The organism is Paenibacillus sp. 01L418 (assembly GCF_056400045.1).
Map to the genome: position 1 here is coordinate 1 of NZ_JBFTSN010000079.1, position 21,168 is coordinate 21,168.

23 protein-coding genes are annotated in these 21,168 nt (G+C 44.5%); 3 read left to right on the plus strand and 20 right to left on the minus strand.

The genetic code is table 11. The features are described 5' to 3' along the window. From AC1DSE_RS12815 to AC1DSE_RS12835, 5 genes are all read right to left on the minus strand, one after another. On the minus strand, positions 1-328 hold a 328-nt coding region (locus tag AC1DSE_RS12815), incomplete at its 3' end, for a hypothetical protein (protein WP_477527749.1). Positions 329-1,021: 693 nt separating this feature from the next. Then, positions 1,022-2,380, minus strand: a complete 1,359-nt coding sequence (locus tag AC1DSE_RS12820; protein WP_477510896.1) for a hypothetical protein — start codon at positions 2,378-2,380, stop codon at positions 1,022-1,024. Between the two features lie 25 nt (positions 2,381-2,405). Then, entirely contained in the window at positions 2,406-3,176 is a 771-nt protein-coding gene (locus AC1DSE_RS12825) for a DODA-type extradiol aromatic ring-opening family dioxygenase (protein WP_477510897.1), read from the minus strand. Positions 3,177-3,182: 6 nt separating this feature from the next. Then, positions 3,183-3,842: an alpha/beta hydrolase gene (locus AC1DSE_RS12830; RefSeq protein ID WP_477510898.1), complete on the minus strand. Its 660-nt coding sequence runs from the start codon at positions 3,840-3,842 to the stop codon at positions 3,183-3,185. A gap of 23 nt (positions 3,843-3,865) precedes the next feature. Beyond that, positions 3,866-4,267 carry a DoxX family protein gene (locus tag AC1DSE_RS12835; protein WP_477510899.1) on the minus strand — a complete coding sequence of 134 codons (402 nt, stop codon included), beginning with the start codon at positions 4,265-4,267 and terminating at the stop codon, positions 3,866-3,868. Positions 4,268-4,409: 142 nt separating this feature from the next. Here AC1DSE_RS12835 and AC1DSE_RS12840 point away from each other — a divergent pair, with 142 nt between their 5' ends. Then, on the plus strand, positions 4,410-4,961 hold the full coding sequence (locus AC1DSE_RS12840; protein ID WP_477510900.1) for a helix-turn-helix domain-containing protein: 552 nt from the start codon (positions 4,410-4,412) through the stop codon (positions 4,959-4,961). Positions 4,962-5,119: 158 nt separating this feature from the next. Here the strand turns inward: AC1DSE_RS12840 and AC1DSE_RS12845 are convergent, their stop codons facing one another. The 11 genes from AC1DSE_RS12845 to coxB all read right to left on the minus strand — a co-directional run bounded on the left by AC1DSE_RS12845 (position 5,120) and on the right by coxB (position 15,065). Continuing rightward, positions 5,120-6,469 (minus strand): ABC transporter permease, encoded by a 1,350-nt coding sequence (locus tag AC1DSE_RS12845; protein ID WP_441882632.1) that lies wholly within the window; start codon positions 6,467-6,469, stop codon positions 5,120-5,122. After that, positions 6,429-7,331 carry an ABC transporter ATP-binding protein gene (locus tag AC1DSE_RS12850; protein ID WP_076267143.1) on the minus strand — a complete coding sequence of 301 codons (903 nt, stop codon included), beginning with the start codon at positions 7,329-7,331 and terminating at the stop codon, positions 6,429-6,431. Before AC1DSE_RS12850 ends, AC1DSE_RS12845 begins: the two co-directional genes overlap by 41 nt. 17 nt (positions 7,332-7,348) lie before the next feature. Beyond that, entirely contained in the window at positions 7,349-8,266 is a 918-nt protein-coding gene (locus AC1DSE_RS12855) for an ABC transporter ATP-binding protein (protein WP_477527750.1), read from the minus strand. Positions 8,267-8,278: 12 nt separating this feature from the next. Then, a complete protein-coding gene (locus AC1DSE_RS12860) occupies positions 8,279-8,665 on the minus strand; it encodes a GntR family transcriptional regulator (RefSeq protein WP_441882636.1) in 387 nt (128 codons plus the stop codon). Positions 8,666-8,694: 29 nt separating this feature from the next. Then, a complete protein-coding gene (locus tag AC1DSE_RS12865) occupies positions 8,695-9,420 on the minus strand; it encodes a hypothetical protein (protein ID WP_441882638.1) in 726 nt (241 codons plus the stop codon). Between the two features lie 250 nt (positions 9,421-9,670). Further along, a complete protein-coding gene (locus AC1DSE_RS12870; RefSeq protein ID WP_339204859.1) occupies positions 9,671-10,132 on the minus strand; it encodes a DUF420 domain-containing protein in 462 nt (153 codons plus the stop codon). 35 nt (positions 10,133-10,167) lie between these two features. Beyond that, positions 10,168-11,064, minus strand: coding sequence for a cytochrome c oxidase assembly factor CtaG (gene ctaG / locus AC1DSE_RS12875; protein WP_441882640.1), 897 nt, complete (start codon positions 11,062-11,064; stop codon positions 10,168-10,170). Positions 11,065-11,155: 91 nt separating this feature from the next. Beyond that, positions 11,156-11,473 (minus strand): cytochrome C oxidase subunit IV family protein, encoded by a 318-nt coding sequence (locus tag AC1DSE_RS12880; protein WP_076267149.1) that lies wholly within the window; start codon positions 11,471-11,473, stop codon positions 11,156-11,158. A gap of 3 nt (positions 11,474-11,476) precedes the next feature. After that, positions 11,477-12,094 (minus strand): cytochrome (ubi)quinol oxidase subunit III, encoded by a 618-nt coding sequence (locus AC1DSE_RS12885; protein ID WP_054023103.1) that lies wholly within the window; start codon positions 12,092-12,094, stop codon positions 11,477-11,479. Next, positions 12,091-13,938, minus strand: coding sequence for a cytochrome c oxidase subunit I (ctaD, locus tag AC1DSE_RS12890; RefSeq protein ID WP_076267396.1), 1,848 nt, complete (start codon positions 13,936-13,938; stop codon positions 12,091-12,093). The genes AC1DSE_RS12885 and ctaD overlap by 4 nt, the downstream gene beginning before the upstream one ends. 74 nt (positions 13,939-14,012) lie before the next feature. Continuing rightward, positions 14,013-15,065, minus strand: coding sequence for a cytochrome c oxidase subunit II (coxB, locus tag AC1DSE_RS12895; RefSeq protein ID WP_076267151.1), 1,053 nt, complete (start codon positions 15,063-15,065; stop codon positions 14,013-14,015). A gap of 368 nt (positions 15,066-15,433) precedes the next feature. On the opposite strand from coxB, the gene AC1DSE_RS12900 reads away from it, so the two are divergent. Next, a complete protein-coding gene (locus AC1DSE_RS12900) occupies positions 15,434-16,162 on the plus strand; it encodes a YhcN/YlaJ family sporulation lipoprotein (protein WP_477527751.1) in 729 nt (242 codons plus the stop codon). An 81-nt stretch (positions 16,163-16,243) separates the two neighbouring features. On the opposite strand, the gene AC1DSE_RS12905 is transcribed toward AC1DSE_RS12900, so the two are convergent. After that, entirely contained in the window at positions 16,244-17,218 is a 975-nt protein-coding gene (locus AC1DSE_RS12905) for an aldo/keto reductase family protein (protein WP_477510903.1), read from the minus strand. Between the two features lie 154 nt (positions 17,219-17,372). Here AC1DSE_RS12905 and AC1DSE_RS12910 point away from each other — a divergent pair, with 154 nt between their 5' ends. Continuing rightward, complete coding sequence (locus AC1DSE_RS12910; protein ID WP_076267153.1) at positions 17,373-17,705, plus strand: winged helix-turn-helix transcriptional regulator; 333 nt, start codon at positions 17,373-17,375, stop codon at positions 17,703-17,705. 1 nt (position 17,706) lies between these two features. Here the strand turns inward: AC1DSE_RS12910 and AC1DSE_RS12915 are convergent, their stop codons facing one another. The 3 genes from AC1DSE_RS12915 to AC1DSE_RS12925 form a co-directional block, all read right to left on the minus strand. Next, positions 17,707-18,579, minus strand: a complete 873-nt coding sequence (locus AC1DSE_RS12915) for a DUF421 domain-containing protein (protein WP_477510904.1) — start codon at positions 18,577-18,579, stop codon at positions 17,707-17,709. A 445-nt stretch (positions 18,580-19,024) separates the two neighbouring features. After that, positions 19,025-19,762 (minus strand): GTP cyclohydrolase II, encoded by a 738-nt coding sequence (locus tag AC1DSE_RS12920; RefSeq protein WP_477510905.1) that lies wholly within the window; start codon positions 19,760-19,762, stop codon positions 19,025-19,027. A gap of 100 nt (positions 19,763-19,862) precedes the next feature. Further along, the coding region (locus AC1DSE_RS12925; protein WP_477527752.1) for a glycoside hydrolase family 2 protein at positions 19,863-21,168 on the minus strand (1,306 nt) is incomplete at its 5' end.

A 21,168-nucleotide genomic window follows, 5' to 3' on the forward strand; every position in this document is an offset into this window, starting at 1 on the left:
GGCTAGAGTCTCTTTCTGTCACCCATTGCTTTTTTTTGTCTCCATCAACCAAATTTGATACAGGGTTTACTGCAAGCGTTGACGACGATGCTGTTATTTCTGATGCCAACGGCGCATAATTTACATTTTCACCCACTTCAGTCCCGTAAATCTTGTCCACTACTGGCGCATCAAATGGACCAGTTACCAGCCACGAATTTATAAAAGGCGCATTACCTGTCACTTGCTGTGCATTTACTCTCGTATTTGAGAATACAAACGTAAATGTTGTCATAATCATTGCAGCTGCCAATGTTACAGAAGTGATTTTTTTGAATCTGTTCATCATTAATACCTTTCCTCCCAATTCTGAATTTCTCCGCTTATGAACCTGAAACAAAAAGCATATTGTCGAAACAGTAGTTGAGGTATTCCTAGCAGAGTAAGGCGTAGCCATTCGCAGGATAACATGACAACGCTTTCTTTTTTAATCATGTTTAATGGTTGCTCATTCGAGAACCCCTCTCTTACGAGCCGTTCGCTATTCTCCGTTCATTGATCTGTTTTTGCTTCTCGGCGATAATATCATCCGCACCAGCTGATCGACCTCCCCTTCTCTTCAAAAGACTCCATTGTTGCTTATTTCTATTTCACAGTAGCTGATAAAAAAAGTGTTGAAAACATAAAAAAGTGTATTTTCCTTTGATAAATCATCATTGCAGCTCTCTAAAAAAGATAATTCTCTCTAAATTTTGATTTTCAAAAAAAAACAAAGATTGCACTCGCATCCTTCTATGATTTAACGGCTCCAAGACGTCTATTTAGGGAGATTTTTCAAAGAGGCAACAGGAAAATCAGTTGCCGAACACAAAACAGGTACCCATACACTCGACACTTTAAAAAAAGTGTTTAGCGTATGGGTACCTGTTTTAGTCGTTTAAAAAGCATTTTGGCATGTCCTTGAGTGAATACAGACTGCAGCTAGGGCAAGAAATAGATCATGAAAATGATATGTCAGTTCAATATTAGCTTGTTTTTTGTTCTAATACCTCACCACAACCATTAAAAAAATGATCAAACTGAGCGCCATACAGCCGGCGAACTTGTAATTCGGTGCAGCTATCTCAAACACTGATTTCTTTAGTAAACCGGACAGCAAGTTGTTTACAGCCGAAGCCGGCGAGATGGGATTAGACAAAGCCCAGCTTCCAAGCAGCAGCACCGCAAAATAAGTTGGGCTGATTTGCACGCTCACGGGATCAATGGCTCCAGCGAGCATAGTCACTGGCACGATTGGATGGAGACCAATTATTGAAGTGCTTGCAATCAAAAGAACGGTTAATATCGTGAATGTGAAGGAAATCGGCATTGGAACAAACTCAAGCAAATTCGGAACCTTTGAGCCGAAGTTTGTAATCCCAATTGCGCCACTGAAAAAGCCAGCGGCCAGAAAAAGCGTAATCTCTTTCTGCAAAGCCGGCAAAGTGATTGTTATATGATTTATAATTCCTTCTCTGTATATATTCATGGTCCCCTTTATAATGCACCAGAACAAAGGGAAAGCTACTGCAGCCATACAGATTAATAAGACCATTGGCAGCTTGATCATACGTTCCATAGTTAAGATGACAATTATGGCGCCTATTAAATACATGCCGAGTCCAACTGGAAAATTCGAGTTCTCCTTTTTGTCTACTGCCTCTTCAAATTCATCTAGACTAGCGTTACGCAATTCCCGAAAATCGACTGCCCAGCTTATGCCGAGGCTAAGAATGGCGAGTCCAAGCATATAGGGCAGAACGGACGACCAGGACAGTCCTAACGTTGAAGTCACTAGTGTCATGGCAGCGAAATAAGGTGACCAGAGAATCGCTCCCGCAAAACCTCGGTTGAGCGCATTTGCAAGCAAACGGCTCATCCCTGGCTGCGGTTTAATAAAGACCATTTGATAAACAACCGGTATCGAACCTACGTTGATAAATACGCCCATAATTTGAGTGAGCAGCTGCGTTCCCAAGAATAGAGCGGCCTTGCTGTGCAGGTTAGCTTCGTAAAACCGCTTCAAGGCCTTAACGTATTCAGGAATACGAACTGGAATTCCGAACAACGGAGCGAATAGGAAAAGCGTTACAATGGTCACGTTTATTCCAGCCGACTCGAACCAAATCCTAGCATTTGCTTTCTGCAGCGCAAGAAGTACAACTCCAATAGTCACAAAGAAAATCGTGAGCCAAAACGTCATCCCCTTCAGTTTTGGCAACAGCAAGGCGATTGCAGAAAACACCAATCCACCAAGCAGAAAGACCAGCATCTCAAGCTGCGCCGCCTGCAACGCAATATACACAGCGGCAATAGAAAATATTATTATTCTCTCCGCTGCCGTCTTAAATGCGGATGTCATCCGATCCGCCCTCTTTCATTTCATCTTAATTGAATTGCCAGCAGCTTAAGCTTAGGTTACCGTATTGGTARCTGCGATGAAGAAGTTTTGCGTTGCGGTTGACGTCACCTGCTCCCATGGCGAGAAGAAGCGGAATGAAGTGCTCACTTGTCGGTACGGCCTCTTGGGCATGGGGAGCGAGCTCACGGTATTGAAACAGGGCTTCGGTATCCCATGACTCCAGCTTACTTTGAATCCAGTTGTCGAATTGTTCCCCCCACTCATCAATTCCCTCCGACCGCCAGTTCAATTTCCGTAAATTATGAACGGTCCCACCGCTTCCGATGATAAGAACATCCTGCTCGCGGAGTTCCGCTAATGCCTTGCCGATTTGATACTGCCTTTCATTAGATAAATAACGATTTACGGATAGCGCTACGACCGGAATATCTGCATCCGGATACAGTAGTTTTAGAACAGCCCATGCCCCGTGGTCCAAACCTCTTTTTTCATTTTGAACGTTCTCAACACCATGCTTTGTAAACAAGTTTTGAATCTGATCTACTAACGATCGGTCACTTTGTGCCGGATAAGTCATCTGGTAAAGCTCATCTTGGAACCCGCCAAAATCATAAATGGTTTCATAAGTTTCTGCAGCGCTAACCGTCTGTATCGATTCCTCCCAATGAGCGGAGAAGAGAACGATAGCTTTTGGTCTTGGTGTGTGCTCTTTAAATTGCTTAAGCAACATTGTATATTCGTTATCATCGAGCACGATTGATGGTGCACCGTGCGCGAAAAAATAGGATGGCATCATGTGATCTCACTCCTTATTTATGTTTAATTCGACATCCTTCTTCATCCACTTCATAAAATCATGCTGGTTCTCTTCAGATACGCCATGGTCGGTCGGATATAGTTTGAAAGTTAAGCGCTCCGTCTGGTCTTTTAAATAGGCAGCTGTCTCGTGGCCGATATGAACCGGGAATACGGAGTCGAATTCCCCATGCGAGACAAATATGGAAACATCCTTAGCACTTCGAAGTGAATACTCCGTTTTCACAAACTCAGGAATATATCCATTCAACGCTACGATTCCCTTTAATTGATCTCCCATTGTAAGTGCAAGCGTCATGGACAGGATTGCACCTTGGCTAAAGCCGAGCAAATAACGTTTGTCAGGATCGATTGGATACTCCTCAGTCGCATAATGAATGAATGCTTCGAGATCTGTAACCGCTTGGTCATACATCTCTCGAATAGGGTTTCCTAGGCTTTTCAAATCGTAATATTGGAATCCCGTACCAAGCGGCAAATTACCGCGAACCCCAATGATGATGAACTCTTCAGCCAATGGAGCAACCAAACCGAACATATTTCGTTCATTTGATCCTTTGCCGTGGAAGGTGAAGATCGTCGGATATTTCTTTCCTTGCTCTAGTTTAACCGGTAAGTGAACGTCATATTGATATTTCGGATTCATCTTAGTTTCCTCCATGCTGTAAGTTATTCACTGCGCTTGCTCATAATAAAACGGTCAACAGAGAACGGTGATCGATCGGCAACAACCAGATACAACGAGACCAAGATGAATCCAAGATCCAGCTCATAACCAGCCATTTGACCGTTACCAAGAAGTCCAGCCGATAATTTCGCGGTTATAATTGCACCGATGAGTATGATGACAAACAATCCTGCTACATAACGAGTAAACAACCCCAAGATCAACAATATACCGCCGATAAGTTCAAGCGCTGCAACAACATAAGCTAAAACTCCCGGAATGCCTATGGAACTGAACCAAGCTTCTACATTGCTTATTCCCTGAAACTTATCCACTCCGTGAAATATAAATATGATGCCCAACACCACACGCATGATTATGGAAACAAAAGCTGTTTTAGTCATTCTTTTTCCCTCCAAAAATATTAGTAATAGAAATATATTTTCTATAGGTGTAATTTAAAACGATTTACATTGACTTGTCAACACAAATATTGATAATATAAAATTAAATTTAGTATTACAAATATTCTAGAGGTGTGATTAGATGGATATTGGCTCCACTATACGAGCGATCCGGAAGCGAAAAAATATCACAATCGCTCAAATATGCGAAACAACCGGCCTGTCTCAAGGATTTATGAGTCAGGTTGAAACGAATAAGACCTCACCGTCCATCTCAACATTAGAAAGTATAGCTCAAGCACTTAAAGTGCCACTTGCCTACTTGCTTCTAAAGAAAGAAGAGCGAATGAGAATTGTTCGGAAAGACGAACGGACAATCACTACAAGCGGTTCAGAAAATCTAAAAGTCGAACACTTGAGTTCCACAAAAAACGTACGGATGATGATTATAGAGTTTCCTCCTGGTTCTACGACTGGCAATACTCCTCATGCTCATGAAGGCGAGGAGGTCCATGTGGTCATTAAAGGGAGAATTTACGCGGAACAAGGGGAAGATAAGGCTGAATTTGGAGAAGGTGATTCCTTTAGTTGGAATGCATGTACGCCACATTTAGTAAGAAATATAGGTGAAGATAAGGCAATCGTGCTGATCTCCATCTATAAAGAGAATGAAAATGAAAATGAGAATGGATAGGACCTCATCTAACTAAGCAAAAAACCCACAATCGAGCCAGATAGGCCGAATGTGGGTTTTTTCAATAACTTTTGAATACCTTTATTAGGTAAATTCGAAGCAGATGGAATTTCCAACGATTTTAGGCAACCGCAATCAGATGGAACCAAGAACTACTCCTAAATCTTATACGCCTTCATAGCCTTGCGGATTTCTTTCAAGCTAGGGCGTTTGCCGTACATGAGTACGCCGGTGCGGTAGATCTTAGCGGAGATGTAGACCGCCGCGTAGATCGAGACGAGCAAGATGCCGAAAGAGAGAAGCGTCTGCCACATCGGCACTTCCGTCAGCCCAAGGCGGAGCAGCATGACGAATGGCGAGAAGACCGGAATGTACGACGTCACCTTCACGAGCATGCTGTCCGGCGCGCTTATGCTAAAGATTGCGATGTAGAAGCCCGCCAGAGAGACGAATGTCAGCGGCATGACCGCTTGACCCAGGTCTTCCGTCCGGCTTACGATCGAACCGACCGCCGCATACAGCGTCGCGAACAGGAAGAAGCCCGTCAGGAAGAACAGCAGCGCGTAGATGAGCAGAATCGGATCAACGAGCGACAAGTCGATGTCGAGATTGCCTAATGCCCCTTTGTTATGCGGCATGGATATGTTCGTCAGAATGACGGCTAAGTAGAATGTGACCTGCACAATGACGACGACGAACATGCCGAATATTTTGCCGAACATTTGCTTCAGCGGCGATACGCTCGTAATGAGGATTTCCATGACGCGCGAGCTTTTCTCCGCCGTAATCTCCGACGCGATCATGTTGCCGGAGGTCATGATTGCCATGAACAGGAAGATAATCATGACATAGATGACGCCCATGTTGACGCCTTGCTCCGCCGGTGTTCTGCCCGTGTTGCCGCTGCCCGAACCCTCGCCGGTATAAATCTGAACGGTGCCGATCTTGATCGGAGCCGATAGCTGCGCCATTTGCTCTGCCGAAAGGCCTGCATCTTGGAGCACGTTCGTTTGGCGAATTTGCAAAAGCGCTCCCTGTATTGATTCCGTCATGCCGAATTCCATCAGCTTCTCGGACTTGTAAGTCATTTCCGGGAAACCGCTGTCCGTCATATCGCCGAACTCAAGGTAGCCTTTGATTTCCCCTTCATCGATAGCTTTTTTCAGCTGCTTCTCGTTTGCCGAGGCATCGCCTTTGTCCTCAAGAGGAACCATCACGATGTTCGAATTTTCTTGTTTCTCGTAGTACGCCTTCAAGCTGTCGCCTGTTGCCGTGCCGCTCGCCGCTTGTTCGCTCTGCGACTGGATATAGCCGATATTTGTTACTTTGTCGCCTTTATCAAACTGTGCAATGATATAAGGAAGATTAATGCCGATGCTGATAATTAACGCGATAATCAACGTAGTAATTACGAAAGCTTTGCCTTTGACCTTATTCCGGATCGTAAACCCTACTACCGTCCAGAAACTATTCATGACGATCACCCACCATTCGGATAAAGATTTCATTTAGCGTCGGTTCCTTAATTTCGAAATGATTCACGTTCGCCTGCTCCATCGCCAAACGCAGAATGTCAGCACCCGCCGCTTCGTAGGAGATCGCAATGTCGTAGCCGCGCTCCGTGCGTGTGACGCCGGTTACGCCAGCCAGCCGATCGAGTCCGCTAATTTCTTTGTCAGTGCCAAGGATGACACGTTCTCTCGGAAATTGTTTTTTTATTTCCTTCAAGCTGCCCTTCAAGACCGTGTTCGATCGATGCAAAATCGTAATGTTGCGGCACAGCTCCTCGACATGCTCCATCCGGTGCGTCGAGAACAGGATGCTCGAGCCGGAGTCGCGCAGCTCCTTCACCGTCGACTTCAACAATTCGACGTTGACGGGGTCAAGTCCGCTGAACGCTTCGTCCATGACGACGATGCGTGGTTTGTGGTTGACAGCCGCGATGAATTGAATCTTCTGCTGGTTCCCCTTCGACAGCTCTTCGACCTTCTTGTTGTAATATTCCGGCACCTCGAACCTCTCCAGCCACTGCTTAAGGTTGCGGTCGGCATCCGCTTTCGACATTCCTCTGAGCTGCGACAGATAGATGATCTGATCGCTGACCTTCACCTTCGGATACAGCCCGCGCTCCTCCGGCAAATACCCGAGCAGGCTAAGTTGCTCATTGCTGTAAGGCTTTCCGTTGTAGAGAATCCGCCCTTCGTCCGGATAGATCAAGCCGAGCACCATCCGCATCGTCGTTGTTTTGCCGGCGCCGTTGGCCCCGAGCAGGCCGTAAATCTCGCCCTCGCTTACCTCCAAGCTAATTTCGTTTACTGCTGTTTTATCCCCGTATTGCTTAACTACCTTTTCTACTATTAATGGATTCATTTCATTACTCCCCTCTACTAGTTCATTCTTGTATTTAATCTATCTTGTGTAAGCAAAGCATTCATAATCTCATCCAGCTCAAGTGCCTGCCTGCTTACAATCTGATAGCCTTCCTCAGCACACCATGCTTCAGCTTCTGCAGCCTGATTTGTCGCAATTCGATAGGTCGTTCCACCTGCATGCTCAACAACGGTTTGACCTGGGATTAACGCTGCTTTCTTCGGAGTCAGATCCGCTCCACTTACAAATAACGTAAACCAACTGCTGAATAGCTCATCCTTCTCGTACATGCCAAGCACTCTGCCTTGAGCCATAAATATGATAAAATCAGCAAGTCGTTTCACCTCTTCTATGATATGGGAGGTCATAAGAATGGTACGATCTCCTCGATCCATGTACCGATGAAGCACCTCAATCATCGTTTTCCATGCAAGCGGATCAAGCCCTGAGGAAGGCTCGTCGAGCAGGAGCAGCTCCGGATTATGTGTTAGGGCTAGTGCAAATTCAAATTTGCGGCGCATCCCCTTCGACATTTTGCCTAGCAGCTGATTATCATCGACCTCAAGAATGCGAAGCAGCTCCCGATAACGATTCACATCCCATTTGTCATACCAGAAACGATGAAACTCAGCTTTCTCCGTCCCCTTCATGTTGTCCTCATGCGAGGAGGATTGATCATGCAGGTAACCAATTCGTTTTTTAACCTCTGTGCTGAGACCATTCTCCACTTGCTCTCCAAGCAGCTGAATGGTGCCCTCATCCGCTTTATCCAGATCAAGCATTAAGCGAAAGGTGGAGCTCTTACCGCATCCGTTCGGCCCAACAATGGCAGTGATGTAACCCTGTGGAATACTCATATGGACCGGCCCTAGTTTGAAGCTCGCACGATTTTGCACAACGCCGTTTAATTGTATCGCCATCGTCTCATTCATCATATGTCCCATCCTTTAATCAAAATGCTTACTCATCGCTTCTTTAAACATCTTCTGCAGCTCTTCCTCTGTGCACTGAACCCGCTTGCCGGCTACAACTGCCAGCTCTAGCGCTTCAATAACAGAAGCAAGACGATGCCGGTCACGTTCCTGATCACCAACCTGTGCCACATAAGTGCCAGTTCCTTGCCTTGTTCGGAGCAGCCCTTCCGCTTCCAAATCGTTATATACTCTTTTTACTGTAATCACGCTGCACTTAACGGTTTGGGCAAGCTCGCGTATCGATGGCAGCAGCATCCCTTCCGAAAGTTGACCGCTGACGATTAATGCTCGCAATTGTACTTCGATCTGATGATAAAGCGGCTCTGCACTTTGTTCATTAATTTGGATCGGCAGCCGCATGAGGTTCACCTTCTTCCATTCTCAAATATCTATGCTCTGTAGGTTCTTTTCTCCAGCCGATTTTCAATTCGTTTAACGCCGAGGAACACAGCAGCAACACCAATAGTTACGGTTATGATTGGCAGCCACCAACTGCCGTTCTCGATTGCATGCAGCGAACTTGAAACAATATTTCCAATATCCAGAAAGGCTAGACTGATTGAAAAGATAAGCAGAAAAGCGAGATAAGTGATGTTGAAGAAAAAATATGTTTTTCCTGAATGCCCCAACTCCCAGTATACATAACCAGTCCCCATTGTCAGTGAATAGCCAAACCAGCTTGCTCCATATAACACGAAGCTTAAGGCTGAAATATCAACGCCCATATTCCGTGCAATGATAAATTGCAATAAGAAGAAAACAAGTTGAGCAGCAAACAATACGATAGCCAGCTGAATGATTCTCCCTAGTGCAATTTGTTTCGATGAAATCGGCAGCGTTCTCCATTGTGCGATCTTCCTCGTATAGGAATTCTCTTTCCAGGAACGCATCATTGTCTTATTAGCAATGAACCCTAGAACAGGCAGAATCGAAAGGTAAATGAAATCGAGTGACCAGTTTCCGAATGGGCCATTTTCCCCTATGAAGCCATCCCGCATTAAAGGAACGGTGAATAACAATAGATATCCGATAAAAAATAATGTAAAAAGACTTTTCCAACGATCTTTAGCCAGCTCATGCTTCGCTAAATACCATGCACCCTTCCATAACCCCACAGCATTTGCTCCCTTCAATCGCTTAGCGAATATACTGTATATATCCTTATACACAGTATATTCAGTGTATACACAGTTGTCAAGTACTTCCATAAAAAGATTTTTGGAGGAGAATTCCCTTCTACGGTAAATACTCCTGCACAATGGCAATCCCCCTATTTACAAGCCAATCACTTCTGCATAAACATAAAAAAAGCCATGTTCTCAAAAGAGTAGTCTCTTTTGAAAACATGGCTTACACATTGTCGTTCTATCCGAAAATAGCATCAATAACGGGTTTCGTATGGCCGCCTGGGTACATAAGGTAAAGCAATACGTACACCGCTGTGCCTGTAATAGCTGTAATAAACCAAACCACTGAAGTTACTTTACCCCATTTGCGATGTTTGGCAAATTTCTTCTTATAACCAAGCGTTAGTGTTGTAATTCCGAATGCGCCGCCAACTGTAGCAAGCACGATATGAAACAATAAGAAGACAAAATAGTAAGGCTTTAAGCTGTCTGGGCCGCCCCAGATTGTATTTCCCACGAAAATCGAACGCGATACATATACGATAAAGAAGATCGTTGCTGACACTGCTGCATAGAACATAACCTTCTGATGCTCCGCCAGCCTGCGCTTAATCGCGAGCCTCCAGCCTACGGCTACCAGCACCGCACTAAGCACGATGAAGAAAGTACTGATTGTCGGTACAATATTATATTTGTCCACTTTTACCCCACCTAATGTTCGTTAAATAATTGGTATTAAGCTGTTCCTGTATTCGTATTCGGCAATTCATCGTCCTTATGCTCACGCTTGAACCATTGCTTGAATATATACGCCAATATAATGCCATACATAATTTCCTGCACGAACTTCATGACGATTCCGCCAAGCTGCTGGTCTTCAACTACGTCCATAATATTAAAAAATTGCGGACCGCTAAAGCTCTCCAGCAAACGACTCGGATCACCCGATACACAGTACCCCATCGCTGTAACCCAAACATTAGGATCGCTATAAATCGCATACATAGACGTTTTGGCAAAAATAATTAAAGCACAAGCTGGTGTCAGAAGCATGCCGTTCGCAAACACATAAGCCATTCTCTTCACATCGCTAAGTCTGCTCCACTCCGGAACAGGTGAGGCAATCTGCCACCACATCATAAACGACGTTACAAGCAAAATAAAATAATAAAGACGATGCACAGAGAAGTGCGTCATCACATAGTCATGGACAATTGGGACATGATAAACCGAGAACAAAATATTAAACAACAAAAGACAAATAATAGGATGCATCATGAAGCTCAGTTTTTTCCAAAACGGAGCGGAGAACATTTTTCGCCATAAGAAGCTTGGAACTCCAAGCAATACTAGCGGCGGTACAACTAAATAAGATACTGACATATTGACCATATGAAATGTAAACATAAGGTGACCTAATAGATTTAAAGGTCCTCCGTGAACCATATAAAACATAATTGCAGCCGAAACAAACATAAACTTCTGAAGCTTTGTCGCTGCATCAGCCTCAGGAGCATTCTTCTCACGCCATGGTCCAATTAAGTAGTAATATAGAATGACAATTGCGGCCATTCCGAATAGAAACATGGGGGTCCACAATTCCTCGAAGCGAAAATATTGTAAGCCAAGCATCGTGGAAACTCCTTTCAATTACGCTAGCTTTTTTACAAAAGAGGAGGGACCCAAGCCTCGGGACCCTCCTCTCCTCCAATAGTTAAATCGGTTACCACCAAGCCCAGTATTCAGCCATAATGACACATGTGAAGACGATGAATACACCAGTCAAAATCCCAATAATTGCGAAAGTATGACCACGGTCTTTCATGTGCATCCAGAATGCCATTTGTACGAACACTTGCAATACCGCTAAGCCGATCAAAATGATGTAGATAAAATCTTTGTTGATTTCTCCGCTTATTACAGTCGCGAATGCGATGAACGTAAGCAAGATCGAGAAAATAAACGCGATAATATGCTTCTTAGGTCCTTCGACCTTATGACGCTTGGGGCTTTCCTCAGTGGCTGTATGATTGCTTGCCATGGATTAAACCACCTTTCCCATCAAGTAAACGACGGTGAAAATGAATACCCATACAACATCGATAAAGTGCCAGTACATACCAGCTACATATACCTTAGGTGCTGTTACTACAGTCAATCCTTTTCTTGCTAATTGAATAATAATCAATGTGATCCATGTAATACCGAAAGCAACGTGTGCTCCGTGGAAACCTACCAGCGTATAGAACGAGGAGCTGAATGCGCTCGTTGTAAAGCCGTGGCCTTCATGTACATAATGATAGAACTCATAAATTTCAAGAGCAAGGAAACCTGCGCCAAGTATGACCGTAATAATCAGCCAATTAATTAACGCCTTCACTCTGTTTGTATGCAGCGCATGAACAGCGAACACGCTTGTTAAGCTTGACGTAAGCAAAAGTGCTGTCGCAAGCGCAACGAGTGGAAGCTGGAACAATTCATGTGCTGGCGGTCCATCAAGGACTTGATTCCGTAGTGCTAGGAACGCTGAGAACAACGTTCCGAACAATACAGTTTCTCCGCCAAGGAAAAGCCAAAAGCCTAATACTTTATTGCGTCCCTCGAGGGTCGCCTTTTCGGGCTCATGAGGCAATTGCCCCTCTACATGCGAATGCGCACTCATGCTTTACCCCCCATATCTCTAAGGATTTCTTCTTCTTCAATGTGGAAGCCGTGATCATCGATTACGGAACGAAGGAACATGCAACCGAACAAGATCAGCAAACCAACAATACCGAGAGCATAACCTGATTTGAATGATCCAAACAAGTTGCCCCAATCTTTAGCGTACATGAAACCTAAACCTGCGATAAACAATCCAAATCCCATGAAGAAAGGCAGGATCGAAGGAGAAGGCATATGAATTGGACCAATTGGCTCCGCAGGCGTCATGCCTTTGTGACCGTCCGTTTTTTCTTTCCAGTATGCATCATAGCCGCGTACAAGCGGTGTTTGAGCAAAGTTGTATTCAGGAGGTGGAGATGGAATCGTCCACTCTAGAGTACGACCGTCTTCCCATGGATCAGCTGGTGCATTTTGTGGTTTGAAAGCTGTGATAACAACGTTCAGCAAGAAGAAAATTGTACCAAAGCCCATCAAGAATGCGCCTACTGTACTGATCATGTTCATTTCGTTGAAACCAAGACCGTCGAGATATGTCCAAATACGACGAGGCATACCTAGCAAGCCAAGGAAATGTTGAATAAAGAATGTTAAGTGGAAGCCAATAAAGAATGTCCAGAACGTCAATTTACCAAGTGTTTCATTCAGCATGCGTCCGAACATTTTTGGCCACCAGTAGTGAAGGCCTGAGAAAATACCCAGTACCAAACCACCTACGATAACATAGTGGAAATGCGCTACGACAAAATAAGAATCATGATATTGGAAGTCAGCAGGTGCTGCTGCCAGCATGACGCCGGTAACGCCGCCCATTACGAAGGTTGGTATAAATCCGACAGCGAACAAGTTAGCTGTCGTGAATTTAATGGAACCGCCCCACATCGTAAATAGCCAGTTGAAAATTTTGATACCTGTTGGAACCGCGATAAGCATCGTTGCAATGGAGAACAGCGCATTCGCAACTGGTCCTAGACCAACCGTGAACATGTGATGCGCCCAAACCATGAAGCCCAAGAAGCCGATCAGGATTGTAGCGAATACCATCGAGCTGTAACCGAACAAACGCTTACGTGAGAATGTACTTATTACCTCGGAAATAACGCCGAAGGCCGGCAAGATGAGGATATAAACCTCAGGATGCCCGAATATCCAGAAAATATGCTCCCATAGGACCGCGTTACCGCCGCCTGAAGGATCAAAGAAATTTGCATCAAACAATCTGTCGAACATGAGTGCCGCTAGACCAACTGCCAAAGCAGGGAATGCGAACAGGATTAGCGCCGAAGTAATGAACGCTGCCCATGTGAACATCGGCATACGCATGAACGTCATGCCTGGAGCACGCATGTTAATAATCGTTACGAGGAAGTTAATACCCCCGATAAGTGTTCCGATACCCGCTATTTGCAAACCTAGTACATAATAGTCAACGCCGTGATCGCCGTTATAGGTCGTCCCCGCGAGCGGTGCATATGATGTCCAGCCTGCATCTGGAGCGCCGCCAGTAAACCAGCTCACGTTAAGCAAAATACCGCCGAACAAGAATGTCCAGAAGCCTAATGAGTTAACGAAAGGGAAAGCTACGTCGCGCGCGCCGATTTGAAGCGGTATAACCGCATTCATTAAGGCGAATAAAAGCGGCATCGCTGCAAGGAAGATCATCGTCGTTCCGTGCATGGTTAAAAGCTCATTATATGTATCCGCGCTAACAAAGTTATTTAGCGGCTTCCACAATTGAACCCGAATCAAAATCGCTTCCAAACCACCGACAAGGAAGAAAAAACCGCCGGCAATCATATACAATATTCCGATTTTTTTATGGTCAACCGTAGTCAGCCAGTCCATTAGACCGCTGTAACGTTTGACCTTATGCGTATGCGCATGAGCCAAAGTAGGTACCTCCTTCAATCACCGATAAATTATTGTTCGTAGTTAAGCTTCAATTCAGATAAGTATTTAGCAATACCTTCAATCTCTTGTTCAGTCAAATCTTCGATTTTACCCATTTGGTTGCCCGGTTTAACTTCGTCCGGGTTTTTGATCCAACGGTGCAAGTTGTCGTATACTGAACCTTCATTGGAATATTGCGGATCATCGGTGTTAACAAGTATACCCCCGACAGTCTCACGGCTTCCGATACCTGTCAAGTTAGGATAAGCAGGTCCGCCCAAATCACCCACTGCGTGGCAAGATAGACATTTGCTTTCAAATGCTTTAGCAATTGCCGGATCGCTTGGAAGCGCTACAGGTTCTTTAAGTGCAGCTACCCAACGATCAAATGACGACTCGTCCACTGATTTAACTTTAAAGTCCATCAAACCATGTGAAGGTCCGCAAAGCTCAGCACATTTACCCAGGTAAACGCCTTCTTTTGGTGCAGAGAAGTACATTTTATTTACGTTTGCACCAGGGTTGGTATCGATTTTCCCAGCAAGCGATGGAATCCAGAATGAGTGAAGCACATCTGCGGATTTCGCTGTGATGGAGATCGTTTTACCTTTTGGAATAATAAGCTCTTGTGCTGTCTTGATTCCGTAAGCTGGGTATTCAAACTCCCACCAGTATTGGTGTGAAGTAACGATGACCTGAACCGCTTCCGGATCTTTGCTGTAGTCTTTAGCAAGATTAAATACGGATTGAACGGTTGGTACACCCAAAATGATAAGCATGATGATTGGAATTACTGTCCAAATAATCTCAAGCTTATGATTTCCTTCCACCTGCTTAGGAATTGTTTTGTCTCCCGGACGTCTGCGGAAACGAATAATTACAAACAAAGAAATCGCAAATACGGCAACAATCACGATCAACATGATTCCTATTGCCAGCTTCATCAGCCCGAATTGTTCTTCCGCTACAGGTCCCTGAGGATTCAGCGTCGACAAATCGCTCCGCCCGCAAGCCGCTAGTACTAGCACCATCATGGCCATAAGCGGCGCAAGCCGTTTTACAAATCGCCACCGTTTCATCATTAATCAACCCCACTTTTGACGTTTTCGCAGCTGCCTAATTTTCACGTGGCATACGGCTGGCTGCGTGTTTCACAGATGTTATTACAACTCCTGCAACTTAAATCACTTTATTAAATATAAAGTTGAAGCCCCTATTTGTCAATGTTCCACAGAGAGTTCACAAATTGTTCTCAAAGCTGTCAAATTCGCATCATTACTGCGTTTTTTCGCATGATAAACTGTCTTGTTTAGCCCGTCTGCATGGCATTCTCTCTATCCTACATTGTGCACCAAACCCATGGTCAATTATGTATGCTTGCAAAAACGTATAATTACGGAGCCACGGCAAAAACTAAAGTCATTATCGTATGAATGGGGGTCCGTTCTTTATGGTTAAACGAATTGCCGCATTGCTGTTGTCGGCAGTCATGATAACAACTTCAGCCGGCTGTGCCTACAAACAGTATGCTCAGCAAAGCGACACCGATTATGGAAGCCGTCAAGCTAACGATCCGAAGATGCTCGGCRGCAGAGCTTATGGGCCGACTACGAACAATGCTGACCAGCATAATAATTCATTTTTTGAATACAGCTCCGTCATCTCACGCAAAGTAACTGATCTAAACGGCATAGCTTCCGCAATCGTTATGCTGACAGACAAAAATGCTTATGTCGGTTTAATGCTTGATTGGACCGCAGTTGGTACTCGGAATTCAGGCGGCAAAAGCGAGCAAGACAATACAGGTACTAGTGATGGCGTATATAACCATGATACAGGCAGTCCGTATGGCAACAGCAAGATCCTTGTATCACCGTACAACTCCTATTTCTCAGTCAACGATGTTAATGATTTGTCGGATGAACTTAAGCAGACTGTCGCTCTTAGAGTTCGCGAGCTGGCTCCAGCTGTACAAGAAGTTCATATTTCAGCCAATATGGAGTTCGTAAATTACTTCAACGATTTTGCCAAGGAAGCATGGGGCGGACGATCCTTAATGCCACATATCGATAAATTCAATACCGTAGTGAAATATCATTTTGCCGGTGGAAAGGATATGCCCCCTCCTATTACACAACCGGGCACCTATAGCCCCTCCGAGACCCAAATGAATCATTAAAAAAAAATCGCTTCTATTATATATATAGCAAAAAGGCACTTCTCTCGAAGAGCCTTTTTGTTATTTCTATCATTTTGCTTTTTAACGCATCGGAGCAAAGCCGCTGATTTCTGCCAAGATTGCTTCAGTTTGTGATAGCAGCTCATCTGACAGTTCAATGTCTACTGACTTTATGTTTTCTTCGATTTGAGCCGGTCGGCTCGAACCGATAATAGCTGAGCTCACATTCGGCTGGCGAAGCACCCATGCTAATGCAAATTGTGACAATGATGCTCCAATCGTTGCAGCCAGCTGCTCCAGCTTCTCTGCAACCTGCAGTACATCTTCTCGCAAATAACTGTTAATGATGCCATTTGTCTTATCATTTGCAGCACGACTGCCTGCCGGCACGGCTTGGCCTGGCTTGTACTTACCTGTTAAAATCCCTTGTGCAAGCGGTGAGAAAACAACCTGCCCCATGCCTTCTTGCTCACAAGCTTCGATAACGCCCCGTTCAATATACCGCTCAAACATATTGTAAATCGGTTGATTCGAAATAAGCTTCCGGAGGTTAAGACGTTTCCCTATCGCTGCAGCATCCGTAATTTGTGCAGCTGTCCACTCGCTGACCCCTGCATAAAGCACCTTCCCTTGTGCCATCAAATCATCGAGTGCCCGCAAAGTTTCCTCAACCGGCGTTTCCGAATCAAAGCGGTGGCATTGATAAAGATCTATATAATCAGTACCCAAACGCTTCAAGCTTGCATCACATTGCTCGACGATATGTTTTCTAGAAAGACCGCGATCATTTGGTCCTGAGCCCATTGGGAAAAACAGCTTTGTTGCGAGAACATAACTGCTGCGTGTATACCCTTTTAAGGCATCTCCCATTACTTTTTCGGCTTCCCCATTATTGTAAGCGTTAGCAGTATCAAAAAAATTAATGCCAGCCTCATAAGCTTTATGTATACATTCCTTAGCGGTTTCCGCTTCTGTTGCCGTGCCGTAGGTGAGCCAGCTTCCAAGTCCAATTTCACTTACTTTTAAACCGCTGTTGCCAAGTCTTCTATACTTCATCCCAAAACACCCCTCTTAATCGATTTACTCCGCTCTTCATCTGTAGTCTATAGTACAACGTTCTATTATTAAAGTAGTGAATGTTTTTTCACTTTATTATCTTTAATATACATACTATACTATTGGTAGCATATAGCAGAGAGGGGAATTGTCGATGAGTGCACATAATTACATTCCGAAGGAACCGCTCCATATCGAATGCAATATTGAGAAGACATTAGATGTGATCGGCGGTAAATGGGCTTTTTTAGTGCTGAGAGAACTGTTTTGCGGCACCAAAAGATTCGGAGAAATACAGAGGCTTATTCCGGCGGTTAGTCCTCGTGCATTAACAAGCACGCTCCGTCATCTCGAGGATAAGGGCGTGCTTGAACGCAAGGTTTTTCCAACCGTGCCTGTTACCGTCGAATACACACTGACACCTAAGGGCGAGGACTTGCATCATATTTTAAAAGAAATGAAGCTTTGGTCGGCTAGATGGACATAGGCTAATGCTTCAACAGCTGATCAGGCAGTGACTTTGTGCTTGCTTGAAAGCGATCAATTGCAGTCTGATAAACGCGTCGATCGCTTTCATTACGAGACAAGCGTTCAAGTCGAATCAACTCCGCCTCAAACTGCTCAATCAACATAATGACACGATCCTTGGGTTTGGATTGTTGACTATTTTGCGGCTGCTTGCTCTCTTCGCCGGTATCGATAAGCAGCTCGCCATTGCTGTCAATTTGGGCAAAAAACACTTCTGATTCCTTCACATTTCGCTTTTCCAGCTCCTGCAGCAGCCATTGTCGGTCATGGCCTAAGTTTGTGAGCACTTCATCCTGTATTTCCCCGTCCATCAATACGGTCATTGCCTCTCGCTCATTCGGCACCTGCCAGCCAAGCGTATCCGGCGTTAAAGGCTGATAGGCTTTCTTCAACAGCACATTGACTTCACCGCTTGATTCCATAACAGCAAACTCCACGTCGGCTACACGGTATACATCCTTTTTGCGCAATTGCTCGAGCATCTCATCCAAGGTCAACCGTTCCTTGTGCAAGCTTTCTTTGAGCAGCTGGCCATCTTTAATTAGCACAGTACCTTTTCCGTCAATAAAGTCACGAGCCTTCTTGCTTTTTATGGTCAAAAATTCCATTCCGACCGACACACTAACCCAAACCGCTAATGATACCAGTCCCAAAAACCATAAATTGTCGAGATCAAGCGAGATATATGCGGCAATATTACCGATAGATATACCTGTTATGTACTCGAACAGCGACAGCTGAGAAATTTGGCGTTTTCCCAAAACCTTCGTAAGCGCAAATAAAATAGTGATGGCCGCTAACGTTCGCAGTACAATTTCAATCCAACTTGGCATTTTACTTCCCCCTTCCATTTCTAGAGTATCCAGAAAGGAAAAAGTCATTCGCTGTAATTTGTTGTTGCATTTAAATATAATATGTAGTATGATAATGGGAATGTATAATATTTAACCCCATAACATCCCCAGTAAGATTCAATGATTTCCTCAGATTTTGATTTCTTTGCTGTTAATTCCAAACCTGTTACGTGATGTATTTCTGATTCACACTGGCGCGGTCATCGGAGCCGCGAGGACGGAAGAGAGGTAGGGCTTTCGTTGTTTTAGGATGCGAGTTTAAGACAACTTGGTACACATGCTGTTTGCTGTTAACAAGGGGACCCAGTACGGCCTTTCTTATAAGAAGAAGAGGTCCGGTTAAATATATGATACAAACAAGGGCTGTCCGGCTAGCGCATTTATGTGCTACCTGGGCAGCCCTATCCAATTTTTTAACCTTTAATTATTCATTAGGACAACCGCTTGCTGCAAAATGACCCGAACGATTCACTTTTGTCGCGAGATACCTCTCATTATGCTCCGATCGATCTCCCCAAAGCGGAATACGATTTTTCACATCAAGTCCCGCCGCCTGCATTGCATCCAGCTTCTTCGGATTATTCGTAATGAGCGACACTGGTTTCTCACGAAGTGCTTTCAATACGAGTATCGCATCACTATAACTGCGAGCGTCATCCACAAAGCCAAGCTCCTCATTCGCCTCTACGGTGTCATAACCCTTCTCTTGCAGTAAATAAGCCATCGCTTTGCTAAACAAACCGATTCCTCTTCCTTCATGATTGGCCAAATAAAACAATGCGCCTGTACCCTTTTCCACAATCATGTGCATTGATTCATGCAGCTGATAACCGCAATCACAACGTTTGCTGCCAAAAATATCGCCCGTATGACAAATGCTGTGCATTCGAATCCACGCCTCATCTGCCTGTTCGAAATCGCCATACACCAGCACGCTTGATTGCTGCATTTCTGCTAAATTAATCGACGAAAGCTTCTTGATGATTTGCTCCGCATCGTCAAGCTGCTCTTTGCAGAGCAGCCAACAATACCATTGAAAAATTGCCTCGCCTTCATCAAGCTTCACCGGAAGTTGAATGGGACCGACTAAATAAATACTGCCGTGATCGCTTTCAATCACTTTTATCTTCTGATCAACTATAGATACTGCTTCTTTAAACATATCGCAATGCTCCTGACCTGTTCATAGTCTTTGTTTCGACTATTATGTTCGGTAAGTACATTAGCTATGCTAAGTGCAGTTCGCAGCATTGGAATGTCGCCTATAGAACCGGGATCATTCCTTTGTTTAACTCTCGGTAGGTTTCAATAGGAAGCTTCGGTTCACGCTCGAAGGACAGCAAGCCATTTTTCTCCTGCTCAACATCCGTTAACTGCGTATAACAATAACCTTGCAGTCCGCCAGCTGCTATAATCGGACGCATCACGGCAACTAAACGGTTCAAGAAGTCCTGATCGTCTCTAGCCGAAGAATACCCCCAACCTACTTCATTATCCTTAATATACGAAATACCGCCGAACTCCGATAACTGCACCGGCTCGCCATTATAAGTGAACCCAGGCACAAGTATTTTTCTGCCTTGAGGATCACATTTGACGGACATTTCAGGCGTTGCATATCTACTTGCCAGTATCTGTTCATTGCTTTCGTAATCATGAACCGTGTAAATATCAGATTTCACATGCTCCCAGCCGTCATTTGAGATAACAGGTCTTGTATCGTCGAGAGATTTGGTCAAATAATAAAGAGTAGAGGCATGGTGCTGCTGCCTTTTGTCTATTAATATATTTGGCGTTCCCCAGCTTTCATTAAGCGGAACCCACACGACGATACAAGGATGATTGTAATCACGGTGAACAGCCTCTTGCCATTCATTCATGATACGCGTCACGTATTGTTCGGAGTATTGATACGCATTGGCCATCTCGCCCCAAACGAGCAGTCCTAGCTTATCGCACCAATACAAATAACGCGGGTCTTCTATTTTTTGATGTTTTCTCGCCCCATTGAACCCCATTTGCTTGGTCAGCTCGACGTCCGTACGGAGCATTTCATCGCTTGGAGCTGTTAGCACACCACCTGGAAAATAACCTTGATCCAAAATTAGCTTCATATAATAAGGGCGATTGTTTAAGCAAATAACGCCATCCTCAATGGATATCTTTCTCATACCGAAATAGCTTTTGACATGATCCAATTCTCGTTCTCCATCAAGCAGCATAAATTCAACATCATACAAGTTTGGCTTCTCCGGTGACCACCAGCGGCCAAGCCCATGATCATTAAAATCATGAAGCTTGATAGAGACCTCCTCTTCCTGCTCCATAACACGAATAACATCCTCAGCGATTAATTCACCTTCAAACGATATTTTAATGCTAAGTCGCAAGCCATTATATAATTCCGTTCCCTTAATAAAGCTGCGAATATGAATTTTATTATGATCGATATCCGGCGTCAATCTCACTCGGCTCACATATGCTTGATTAACAGCCTCCATCCAAACCGTTTGCCAAATCCCAGTCGTTCGCGTGTAGAAAACTTGCTCTGACTGCTCCTTCCAATAC